This window comes from Ornithinibacillus proteolyticus, from assembly GCF_039581225.1.
GTDB classification, from domain to species: Bacteria; Bacillota; Bacilli; order Bacillales; family Amphibacillaceae; genus Ornithinibacillus; species Ornithinibacillus massiliensis.
On record NZ_JBCPXV010000039.1, the window covers coordinates 1 to 11,492 of the forward strand.

Below are 11,492 nucleotides of genomic sequence, written 5' to 3' on the forward strand. Positions count from 1 at the left end.
GTTTGCCTTCAAGCCCTCCGCACATTCCCTCACGAGCATGCACTGCCTGTCAGCTATACACTTCCGCCACTACGGCGTGTTTGGGACTTTCACCCTTAAGTTCGGAGCGCTGCCAAGCGCACAAAAGTTCCTTTGCAGTTTTGCAAAGGAACCGTATTAACGACCTTGTTTGTTTTTTCCTGAATAAATATCTTTTCGTATTTCTTTCAAAATAGCTCTTCTTGTTAGTATGCCATCAAAATATCCTTCTCCATCCACAACACAGACAAACGGATAATCAATTAATGCCTTCAGCCCATCAACTAATGTATCCTCTTTTAACACCCTAGGAACGTCTGTTACCATGACATCTTTAACTTGCAAATCTGTTAATCGATCAATTTCAAAACGTTCTAGTCCTAATATTTCATTTAATATCTTTGTCTTACCAATTGTACCTTCCAGTTTATATGTGGAATCCAATACTGGGACTGCAGAATATCCAGATTTGACTAAGACTAATAGAGCATGTTCCAATGGATTATTCACTTGCACATGAGCCACTTTTTCAGAAGGTATCATCATATCTGCAATCGTTAATGCTGTTAATTCTTGATCTTGCAACAAACTCATTGTACCCACTCCTTAAAAAACTATAGTGCAATTTCAATTGCGAAGGGGCTTTCATTTCTTATCCTACTATAATGTAATCATCACCTACATTAATTGTAACATACTATAAGTTGTTTTAGCATGTACAACATAACTCATTTCACAAAAAATTAACGCTATAATAGCATTAACAACGTACCTCTTTGAAAAATACTATGTAGCGAATGACTCTCACGATAACAATATTCGAAAAAACGTCGAATACTATCATGTAAATAGATAGGATAGCGTACTTAAATCCAGAGGAAAGATAGGAGAGGCTTAAGAACCCCGGAAGCGAAAAGTATAAAAGTGATTCCCTAATCCCATGATGACGACAGGGGAACCACTCCAGTATATAATAAAACAGTTCGTCTCTTTATTGAAAATAACACCTATTTCTCCGGGGCACTTCTAATATACTTTCGTTTACTAGTTTATCTTCATTCAATCACTTTATTAAAAAGGAAATTTATTTAACCACTGTCCCCCATCCATGGTCACGACCTCACCATTTATATACGACGCCTTTTCTGACAATAGAAAAAATGCTAATTCAGCAATTTCTTCAGGCTTACCTAATCGTTTTAACGGAACAGATTCCAACGTACGCTTTGCTGCTTCTTCGGATAAGAACAACTTTTCAGCTCCACCAGTTCGCTCTATTGGCCCTGGAGCGATAGCGTTTACACGAATCCCATATTTTGTTCCCCATTCAACTGCCAATGTTCTTGTCATATTTAGTACACCTGCTTTGGCTGCTGAGGAATGGATGACACCCGCTCCGGCATTCCATGCATAAGTTGCTACCATATTAAGAATGGAACCGTTTATTTTATTTTCGATCCAGTACTTTCCTACCTCACGACTGCAATAGAATGTCCCGTTTAAGACAATATCTATTACCGCATTCCAACCATTGATAGACAGTTCTTCAGCTGGAGCGATAAAATTACCAGCAGCATTATTTACTAAATGATCTACTCGTCCAAAATGAAGTACCGTATCCCTTACCATTCGTTCTACATCTTCAGGGCGCCGTACATCCATTGGAACAACTAGAACTTCCCCTTTTGCAGTTTCTGTTAATTCTTCCCGAACGATTTCAAGCTTCTCTTTTGTTCTACCTGTTAGGACAACATTTAACCCCTCATCTGCAAACTTTTTTGCCATATACTTACCCATACCACTTGAGCTACCTGTTACGATTACCGTTTTCGTTTCCAATTTTACTCCCCCTAACTTCATCCTTTATCTCCATATTATTTCTATTTATCAAAAAAGTCAAAATACCATTTTTTGTATTATCATGTCACACGTATTTTTGGAATAGGTATGTTATAATTTAAAAACATTATGTTCACGAAGGTGAAAGTATGAATAGAAGATCATTTATAAAAAAATTATTGGCTGGTTCCCTTGCATTTTTTGGAATTAGTGGAGGTACATATTATTACGCAAGAAATATTGAACCGGCATTGCTTACCTTACATAGAGAAACCATCCAATCCAAAAAAATACCGTCCTCATTTGATGGATTTAAAATCATTCAATTTTCCGATACGCACATTGGATTTCATTATACGCTAGATCAATTTCAAGAGCTGGTGAAGAAAATAAATGCTTTAGAACCCGATTTAATTGTTTTTACCGGTGATTTAGTAGATAAACCAGATCAATATAATTGGAATCCAAGACTTACTAAGTTATTAGGTTCATTACATGCACCGAAGGGTAAGTTCTGGATATACGGGAATCACGATCATGGTGGTTACGGGACAGAAATTGTAAAAGAAGTAATGGGACAAGCTGACTTTCAATTATTAAAAAATAGTCACCATACCATCGAACAGCAGGTTGACCGAATTCTTATCGCTGGTATCGATGACGTTATGCTTGGTCAGCCAAATCTTTCTAAAACATTAGAAAATACCAATCCTGATTTATTTACGATTCTTCTAGCCCACGAGCCTGATTTTGCAGATAAATCAATGGAATTCCCTGTCGATGTTCAACTGTCAGGTCATAGTCATGGCGGACAGGTTAGACTTCCTTTTGTTGGTCATCTTTATACACCGTTATATGCGGAGAAATATGTAGAAGGAAAATATACATTTGAATCTAGTAATCTCGACTTATATGTAAGTAGAGGCATTGGTACAACAAGACTACCTTACCGGTTCCTTTGCAAACCAGAAATCACGTTGTTTACGTTAAAAACACAATAACCAGGCTCTTTCATACGGACAAATGCATACATTGTTATTAGTCCATTGATGAAAGGGAGCGTTATAGATGACTACTCCATCTCCATATCTTGAGTATTATACTGTAAATAATACAAACCAACCTGATGAACGATTTTTTCCAATTGTTCCATTTCTAACCGGTTTAGTAGTAGGCCCTTTATTATATCAAGCATTCAATCCATATTACGGTTATCCATATCCTGTACCATACCCAGTACCTATTCCTTATTATAATAGTTATGGCTATGGTACAAGTTATTACTAGCTTCAACTAAAACAGATGAATTGGGCTTACTGATGACCGTACCCACACTTGGTGGCTAGAATCAAATATTGCTATGACAAGCTGGTTATGAACTATTGAGAACATAAGAAATTTCATTAGAAGTCCTACATCCAGTATAGAGCAGCAAGTATTCTAGCCACTCCATTGCATCCTCATACTAGCTGTAACAGTTTATTCATAGTTTTCTTCACCTTTCCATGTTAGAATAAATGAAGATTGAATATACATACAGTGGAGGATTATTACATGTTAAAAAAAATTCCCTTGTTCGTTCTATTTGGTTCTATTCTCTTGTTAGCTGCATGTGGCGGCAAACCTGAAGGTGATTTCTCGATAGACGTAAAGGACTTTACCTACACAAACCAAGATGGTGAACAAGTAAGCAAAAGCGATTTGGAAGGTAAGATCTGGATTGCCGATTTCATTTATACAACCTGCTTAACTGAATGTCCTCAAATGACCTATAACAAGCAAAGAATTGAAAAGGCTTTAAAAGAAGAAGGTATTGAGGATGTTGAATTTGTTTCCTTCAGTATCGATCCCGAAGTTGATACACCTGAAGTACTAAAGGAATATGGAGAAGTCCGGGGAATTGATTTCACAAATGGTAATTGGACGTTTTTAACCGGTTATGATTATGATACGATTAGGGAATTTGCCGTTTCTTCTTTTAAAACAGTTGCTGAGGATATGAATGATGGTACATATGCACATGGTGTGTCACTAACTATTGTAACTCCCGAAGGAAAAGCTATTAAACAATATAATGGAATGTATTTAAATGAAGACAAAATTAAAGAAGTTGTTGAATTCATTAAGAGCATGTTATAAGAAGCCGAGACCCGGCTTCTTCATTTATTAATTGAAAGTGGACAAGCTTTACGATACTATAAAAAGAAATACAAGAGGAAGATGGAAAGGAGGTTTGTCGATGCCAAGTAGTGAAACGGTTTCTTTACGTGATTTGGCCAGAGCTATTTATACGGTTAATCGTCATGCCAAAACTGCTCCCGAACCACAACATCTATACTTCATTAAGAAAGAAACCATTAAACAATTATTAAAGGAAAAACGGGCAAAAAAAATCGGGTTGCATTTCTCCGATCATCCCAAACTTAGTAACCAGCATTCTACCCTCTTAGTTCAGGTGGATGACTATTACTTTCATATCCCTCCAACGAAGGAAGACTTCCAGGAACTTAAACATTTAGGATCACTCGATCAAAATTATCGAAATCCCCAAACAAAAATGTCTTTATCACAAGCAAAAAAAATAATCTATCAATATATTGACTATAAACCAGTTAATCATAAGCCAAAAAGAAAACAATACCATTCTTCCTACTTTACACCATCTTCTTTAGGTAAAATGGAATGGCCGCCTAAGAAAAACTTTCGATAAGTTTATAACATCCTAAGTGGAATAAACACAGCAATCCTCATTGTGAGAACTATGAGGATTTTTCGTTTCGTTGGGTTTAGGTTAACTTTTAGAAAATATGATTTGGTAAAAGAATTTATTCTTTACGAGCAGGTTATATTAAATTTCGCGCGGCTTTATTTCCCTTTCGCGCGAGAGTTGCTATTTTTCGCGCGACACGATTCCATTTCGCCATTCTCGCGCGTTTTTGCTTCTTCCTCGCGCGATTTCTATCTCCCGTCGCGCGTTTTTTCTTACCCCCCGCGCGATTTCTACCTCTTGTCGCGCGTTTTTTCTTACCCCGCGCGATTTCTACCTCCCGTCGCGCGTTTTCTCTTCTCCCCCGCGCGATTTCTACCTCTTGTCGCGCGTTTTTTCTTACCCCCCGCGCGATTTCTGCCTCCTGTCGCGCGTTTTTTCTTACCCCGCGCGATTTCTGCCTCCTGTCGCGCGTTTTTGCTTCTCCCCCGCGCGATTTCGCCTCCTATCGCCTATTGCTCTACTTCCCGTTCGACATCCTCCAACGCACGCTCGGATATAGTACTCCCTACGTAACACGAAGGAGCTCCACCTCTCCTATACTTTCTTCCTCCTCTGTTTCATTCTCTTAAATAAATGTATTACACATAACACTAGACCGAACATTGCTAATACTTGTAAGGAGATTTTAAATAATTCATAAGTTAACATTTCGATATCGCCTATCCATAACACCACTGTAAAGAAAATGACGATAAATGCTAGACCGCTCAGTATGTAATTTAATAGCCTTTCAGATTTTAATGATATGAGAATTAAAGCAATTGGTCGTATGATAAAATAACAACCTAGAATTCCCAAAAAAATGAACAGCGTAAAAAAAGTCTCTTCTGATATTCCTAAAGATTGTAATTGTGATATATTAATCCAATTTATTCCCCAAATATATTCCTTCAACATCTACCATTCACCTCTGCACCTTCTACTATTATCCATTCTAAACGAACGATAAGAAAACTATACTCCCCTTCTCTTATTTAGCTTATTTTTCACTAAATTTGCTATAATTGATATAGTAATGAATCATGTAGAGGTGGTATGATGGTTGAATAAAGCAGCTATATGGATAATAGTAGGCGCAGCATTATGGGGGACCATTGGTTGGTTTGTAAAGAATTTATATACATACGGTTTTACACCAATGGAAGTTGTCACACTTCGAGTAACATCAACTGCTATTCTTTTAGTAAGTTATTTATTATATCATTCTCCTAAAGCATTAAAGCTACATTCTTTTTCAGATGTAAAGTACTTCATCGGTACAGGGATTTTTAGTATTATATTTTTTAATTACTGTATGTTTATGGCCATTGATTTATCTACCATTCCAATTGCTACAGCTTTACTTTATACGGCTCCTGCCTTTGTTTCCATCCTATCTTTTTTCTTGTTCAAGGAAACTTTCACAAGTAGAAAAGTACTTTCCCTGATGGGCACTATCGCTGGAACAAGCTTCGTAGTCGGGCTGTTACCTAGCAATTTAAGTACCATCCCATATCAAAGTATTCTGTTTGGAGTTGGTTCTGGTTTTGGATATGCTTTATATAGTATCTTTAGCAAATACGCCTTAAACAAATATACTAGTCTAAGCATAACAGCCTTTACATTTATTGTTGCTACCGTTACATTATTACCGTTCTTTCCCTATAGTGAAAAGCTAACAATATTAACGGAACCGGCGGTACTTTTTTATGCATTTGGACTAGGACTTTTCCCTACGGCTATTGCGTATATTGTCTATACATACGGCTTGAAAAAAACCGAAGCATCTAAGGCATCTATTCTATCAACCATTGAGCCGGTAGTTGCAACTTTTATCGGCATTTTAGTATTTCATGAATCGTTTACATTTGTACAGATGTTAGGTATGGCGCTTATTATAGGTTCGGTTATTCTCATGCAAACCAAACCAAGAAAATCTTTACAAACTTAACTAATCATTAAACAACTTGGAGGAAAGACCATGGAGCATTTATTAAATCAACAAGTTAAAACGATAGAAATATCTGGAATACGAAAGTTCTTTAACATGGTAACAGATGTGGAGGATGTAGTGTCACTTACGATTGGGCAACCAGACTTCTATACCCCTGAACATATCAAGGAAGCTTCTATTGAAGCAGTAAAAGCGAATAAAACGACCTACACGAGTAATGCTGGCATTATCGATTTAAGAAGAGCAATAGCGCATTATTATGAAACGAATTATCACGTTAGCTTCCATCCCGAAGATGAAATCATTGTCACTACAGGAGCTTCCCAAGGGATAGATATAGTGTTTCGAACTATTTTAAATCCTGGTGACGAGGTAATACTCCCTGCCCCCATCTATCCTGGTTATGAACCACTGATTACATTGGCAGGAGCGAAAACCGTTCATGTTGATACTTCTAACCACCAATTTAAAATGACGAAGGAGCTGCTAAAGCAGGCTATAACAGATAACACAAAATGTATCGTTCTCCCCTATCCATCTAATCCTACTGGAGTCTCTTTAACTCATTCGGAATTAAAAGAGCTCGTAGAAGTATTAAAAGACAAGAATATATTTATACTAGCTGATGAGATATATAGTGAATTAGTTTATGATTTTGACCATACATCTATTGCAAGCTTTCAAGAGGTTGCAAATCGTACAATCGTTATTAACGGCGTTTCCAAATCTCACTCGATGACTGGATTTAGGATAGGTTATGTTCTTGCACCGAGATGGCTTACTGCACATCTATTAAAAGTGCATCAATACAATGTTGCATGCGCCTCTTCTATCAGTCAATATGCAGCCTTGGAGGCCTTAACACACGGACTTGACGATCCGCAAAAAATGAAAGAAGTTTATGAGAAAAGAAGAGATTATGTATACGATCGTTTTACTAATATGGGGATTTCTGTTAACAAACCGAACGGAGCATTCTATTTATTTCCGAAGATTTCAAAGCCTGGTATGTCCTCCTTGGAATTAGGAGTAGACTTAGTTAGAAAAGGGAAGGTAGCATTAGTACCAGGTGGAAGTTTTTCAGAGTATGGAGAGCAGTATATGAGGTTATCTTACGCCTATGATTTCACCACTTTAGAAAAAGGCCTCAACCGTCTTGAGGAGTATTTTCATCGACATGGTAAAGGCTAAGTTTAGATGGGATATTCATCACTTAGGATATCCCTCCTACTAGCCACTTTATCCTTATCTGGTCATATTCTTTTCATTTTTCACTTTTTCATAGATATTTAATAATCGATCTAGCTCTTGACTGAGTGCTATTGATTCTAAACTTGTTATTCCTTGCGTTAAGGCAACAGAACTCATTTTATTACGTAACTTTTCTATTTCTTTTAGGAGCTTGTCTGTTTCACACAAAATTAACAAAACCTCCTTTTCTATTTCTATTAATTTAGCATAAATAGGCTTTTTTTAACAATGAAATACCAACGCTTTTTTCAAGTAACAAAAATTTACACTGATTCACCTATATTCTTGTTATAATAAATATAGCTGAATTACATAATAGAACTTTTTATAGTTGAAAGGAATGTCTTCTTTGACCGAAGTAAAACAAAAAAATGAATGGAAAGAATGGGGTAAAGCAATATTTATTGCCATTGTCCTAGCCTTTCTATTACGCACATTTGTATTCGCGACTTCCATTGTAGAAGGTGATAGTATGGACCCTACGCTTCAAGATGGAGAGCGTGTTATATTTAATAAATTCGTTTATTTGATTAATGAACCAAATCGTGGAGACATTGTAATTATTCATCGTCCTGAGAAGAATTACGTAAAAAGAATTATAGGGTTACCTGGTGAAACAATTGAGATTAAGGACCATAAATTATATATCAATAATGAGCTTCATGATCAAACATTTTTAACAGAGGATGCTAAGAATCATACAGGTAATTATGGTCCAATAACAGTTCCAAAAGGAAGATACTTTGTTATGGGGGATAACCGGTCCATCAGTAAAGATTCCAGAAATGGGCTTGGATTTATTATGGAAGATGAAATTATCGGTAGATCTGAGTTTATCTTTTATCCTTTTAATGAAATAGCGAAAACACGATAAACTATTATGAAGTATGGAAGGTTGTCTTTTTAGTACATGTACTAAAAAGACAACCTATTTTTTGTTTATTATTTCTCGTTATCTAATATACAGCTTCCAATAAAGTACAATAAAATAACAAAACAAAATATACCAAAGTATGTTTCAAACATGGTGAACACCTCCTAGAATTTATTATATGTATTATTTCACTATTATAAAAATACACTAGCCTTTTATATCATACCACATATGCCCCCCAATTAAAGAGAAATGTGATAAGATATATGTAAAAATAATGACGAAGTTAATCGAATTAAAACAGAAAGCAGGTGAATATTTTGTTGCATTGCCCAAAATGTGGCTCCATTGTAAAAGAAGAGGAATTGTATTGTGTAAGCTGTGGTGTAGAGTTACCAAAAGATATTCACTTACGTTCGATAAATAATAAGAAATTCAATAAAAGTTGGTTTATACCAATCATAACCATCATCATCATGTTATTAGCCAATAATCTTTTTTATCATTTTCTACAAAATCAATCCTCACAAGCAATGAAGCATTACGAGCATGGAGCGAAAAGTCTCGAAGCCGGAGACTATGAAGCAGCAAACAAGTATTTTACACTAGCATTGAAAGAGAAACCAAATTTCAATCAAGGTGAGGTTGCATTAGAGTTTATCCAAAAAACATCCGATATTACGTCTTTATTAGAGGAAGCTAATCAGGAATTAGAAAACAATGAATTTCAATCTGCACTTACTTTAATTAGTCAAGCTGAATCATCTTTAACCAACTTCAATGGAACAGCAACCACTGATCTAGTAAATGAGATAGTATCTTTTCGTGATCATGTTAAAATCGAACAACTGAAAAGCATATTAAATCAAAATCCATCTGTCGATGAGTTAAAGGTATTACTTTGGGAAGCAGATGCGATAAAAAACAATGAAGCAACCGAAATCACTGACAGTATCCGGAATCAAATCGTTGAATTTATTTTCACAGAAGCAAGTAAACAACTAAGCGATAATCAGTTCAGTGATGCTTTATTTATAGTGGAAGACGGGTTAAAGTATGCCCCAAATTCGGAAAAGCTCCAAAGTCTTAAAACAACCATAGAAAAAGAGAAGGTTTCATTTGAGGTTACACAACAGCAGCGCATTCAACAAGCTATCGATACAGCTGAAGAGGAACGAGAAATGAACGAAACAGATGCTATTGAATTAACATCGATTAAGCTTGCAAATGATAACCAGGGGAACTTAGTAGTTAAAGGTGAAGTAACGAGTGTGGCGACTATTCCAATTAGTTCCATTCAAGTTAAATATTCTCTATTGACGAAGGATACAGAATTTCTTTCGAATAGTGTTTACGTTTATCCAGATACTCTATACCCTAATGAAAATGGAAAATTTGAATTTACCCATTATGATATTGGTAAGGATGTTAAGAAATTTGATGTCAAGGTATCCAAAATCACCTGGTATACAAATTATTAAGTACTCTATTGGAGTGAAACTATGTTACAAAATAAAAAAAATTTACCGATAATCATAACGATCATTATCATCCTTATTGGTATTGCTACATCTATTTACCTATATATATCTTGGCAGTCAGAGCCATTAGTAATAAATAATCCTGCCATCAGCAAGGTGCAAACCGACGATGAAACGGTTGACTTAAAAACCATCATTCACGAGGCAGAAAAAAACGTCGTCCAAATTGAAGCTAAGAATGACTCCCAAACTTTAACTGGTTCAGGATTTCTTTATAATGAAAAAGGCGATATCATAACAAATGCACACGTTATTAAGCAGGCAGAGACGATTTATGTCCGAACCGCCAATGCCCGTGTCTACCCTGCTGCTGTTATTGGAATTGGCGAAGAAACTGATATAGCGGTTATACGTGTACCTCAGTTAGCTGGGGAAAAAGGTCTTTCTATAGAAAGAGATCAATTAGCTGAACTAGGTGATGAAGTAATCGCGTTAGGTAGCCCTCACGGATTTCAAAATACGGTGACACTTGGAATTATCTCAGGTAGTGAACGTAACTTCTATGTAGAAGGTTACGATTATAAAAATGCCTATCAAATCTCTGCTCCGATCACACATGGTAATAGTGGCGGTCCCTTAATTAATCGCAACAGTGGTAAAGTGATTGGAATAAACTCTGTTGGAACCGAAGACGGAACTATCGGCTTTAGTATTCCTATTGTTGATGTCATTCAAGAGATTGAAGGCTGGTCAAAGGAAGCTCAAAATAGTGAATTGACCTATACAAGTACAGAGGATTTACTTAATTCAATTGATCCCGAGCAAATGAAGCAGGATGCGGAATATGTAATGGAGTACTTTATCGATAGTATTACGATTCGTGATTATGTCGCTGCATATTCACTACTCGGTGAATCCATTCAATCTACAACCTCTTACGCTAGTTTTCGTGAAGATTATATCCAAGTAGTAGATGTTAACTATTCCCACCAGTCGACTTCTATTTTGGATAGCAATCATGCATCCGTTCTAGTAGATGTTACATTAACTAAAAATAAACCAAACGAAGAGGAACAGCTAGAAGAACAAATCCAATATGAATTTATCATCGGGTATGAAAATGACCAGTTGAAGATTATTGGTATCAACTATCAAGAACAAAATCCATCATAACGAACTCATTCACCCATATTCTCGCGATTGTGTTCGTTTGCTCTTATGATGAGCTTTTGAGGCTTTAGACAAAACTATCTCAAAGTAAAAACCGAATGATGAGCTACGACCACGCTCCGGAAATATACTTGCGGTTGCTTCCAGTACAGGGGT

The 11,492-nt window shown here is 36.2% G+C and carries 12 protein-coding genes; 9 read left to right on the forward strand and 3 right to left on the reverse strand.

Annotated features, from left to right (window positions below; all coding sequences use genetic code 11):
* Window positions 1-156: 156 nt before the first annotated feature.
* Window positions 157-612 carry a cyclic-di-AMP-binding protein CbpB gene (gene cbpB, locus AAIB49_RS15380; RefSeq protein ID WP_339215506.1) on the reverse strand — a complete coding sequence of 152 codons (456 nt, stop codon included), beginning with the start codon at window positions 610-612 and terminating at the stop codon, window positions 157-159.
* Window positions 613-1,089: 477 nt separating this feature from the next.
* A complete protein-coding gene (gene fadH / locus AAIB49_RS15385; protein ID WP_339215507.1) occupies window positions 1,090-1,857 on the reverse strand; it encodes a 2,4-dienoyl-CoA reductase in 768 nt (255 codons plus the stop codon).
* Between the two features lie 149 nt (window positions 1,858-2,006).
* Between fadH and AAIB49_RS15390 the strand changes: the two genes are divergently transcribed.
* The 6 genes from AAIB49_RS15390 (at window position 2,007) to AAIB49_RS15415 (ending at window position 7,751) form a co-directional block, all read left to right on the forward strand.
* Window positions 2,007-2,858, forward strand: coding sequence for a metallophosphoesterase (locus tag AAIB49_RS15390; protein WP_339215509.1), 852 nt, complete (start codon window positions 2,007-2,009; stop codon window positions 2,856-2,858).
* Between the two features lie 67 nt (window positions 2,859-2,925).
* On the forward strand, window positions 2,926-3,144 hold the full coding sequence (locus AAIB49_RS15395) for a hypothetical protein (protein WP_339215510.1): 219 nt from the start codon (window positions 2,926-2,928) through the stop codon (window positions 3,142-3,144).
* Between the two features lie 267 nt (window positions 3,145-3,411).
* On the forward strand, window positions 3,412-3,996 hold the full coding sequence (locus AAIB49_RS15400; protein ID WP_339215511.1) for an SCO family protein: 585 nt from the start codon (window positions 3,412-3,414) through the stop codon (window positions 3,994-3,996).
* Window positions 3,997-4,096: 100 nt separating this feature from the next.
* Window positions 4,097-4,567: a YkyB family protein gene (locus tag AAIB49_RS15405; protein ID WP_339215512.1), complete on the forward strand. Its 471-nt coding sequence runs from the start codon at window positions 4,097-4,099 to the stop codon at window positions 4,565-4,567.
* A 1,102-nt stretch (window positions 4,568-5,669) separates the two neighbouring features.
* A complete protein-coding gene (locus tag AAIB49_RS15410; RefSeq protein WP_343458544.1) occupies window positions 5,670-6,557 on the forward strand; it encodes a DMT family transporter in 888 nt (295 codons plus the stop codon).
* A gap of 30 nt (window positions 6,558-6,587) precedes the next feature.
* Window positions 6,588-7,751 (forward strand): aminotransferase A, encoded by a 1,164-nt coding sequence (locus AAIB49_RS15415; protein WP_339215515.1) that lies wholly within the window; start codon window positions 6,588-6,590, stop codon window positions 7,749-7,751.
* Window positions 7,752-7,805: 54 nt separating this feature from the next.
* On the opposite strand, the gene AAIB49_RS15420 is transcribed toward AAIB49_RS15415, so the two are convergent.
* On the reverse strand, window positions 7,806-7,979 hold the full coding sequence (locus AAIB49_RS15420) for an aspartyl-phosphate phosphatase Spo0E family protein (RefSeq protein ID WP_186868519.1): 174 nt from the start codon (window positions 7,977-7,979) through the stop codon (window positions 7,806-7,808).
* Between the two features lie 181 nt (window positions 7,980-8,160).
* Between AAIB49_RS15420 and lepB the strand changes: the two genes are divergently transcribed.
* From lepB to AAIB49_RS15435, 3 genes are all read left to right on the forward strand, one after another.
* Window positions 8,161-8,685 (forward strand): signal peptidase I, encoded by a 525-nt coding sequence (lepB, locus tag AAIB49_RS15425; protein ID WP_445254512.1) that lies wholly within the window; start codon window positions 8,161-8,163, stop codon window positions 8,683-8,685.
* 323 nt (window positions 8,686-9,008) lie between these two features.
* Entirely contained in the window at window positions 9,009-10,166 is a 1,158-nt protein-coding gene (locus tag AAIB49_RS15430; protein ID WP_343458545.1) for a zinc ribbon domain-containing protein, read from the forward strand.
* Between the two features lie 21 nt (window positions 10,167-10,187).
* A complete protein-coding gene (locus AAIB49_RS15435; protein WP_343458546.1) occupies window positions 10,188-11,339 on the forward strand; it encodes a S1C family serine protease in 1,152 nt (383 codons plus the stop codon).
* Window positions 11,340-11,492 lie beyond the last annotated feature (153 nt).

What these genes read in the sequence shown, in the direction of transcription:
- AAIB49_RS15390 (WP_339215509.1), top strand. Translation starts at nt 2,007, where the DNA reads ATGAATAGAAGATCATTTATAAAAAAATTATTGGCTGGTTCCCTTGCA.
- AAIB49_RS15415 (WP_339215515.1), top strand. Translation starts at nt 6,588, where the DNA reads ATGGAGCATTTATTAAATCAACAAGTTAAAACGATAGAAATATCTGGA.
- AAIB49_RS15395 (WP_339215510.1), top strand. Translation starts at nt 2,926, where the DNA reads ATGACTACTCCATCTCCATATCTTGAGTATTATACTGTAAATAATACA.
- AAIB49_RS15400 (WP_339215511.1), top strand. Translation starts at nt 3,412, where the DNA reads ATGTTAAAAAAAATTCCCTTGTTCGTTCTATTTGGTTCTATTCTCTTG.
- AAIB49_RS15405 (WP_339215512.1), top strand. Translation starts at nt 4,097, where the DNA reads ATGCCAAGTAGTGAAACGGTTTCTTTACGTGATTTGGCCAGAGCTATT.
- AAIB49_RS15435 (WP_343458546.1), top strand. Translation starts at nt 10,188, where the DNA reads ATGTTACAAAATAAAAAAAATTTACCGATAATCATAACGATCATTATC.
- cbpB (WP_339215506.1), bottom strand. Translation starts at nt 612, where the DNA reads ATGAGTTTGTTGCAAGATCAAGAATTAACAGCATTAACGATTGCAGAT.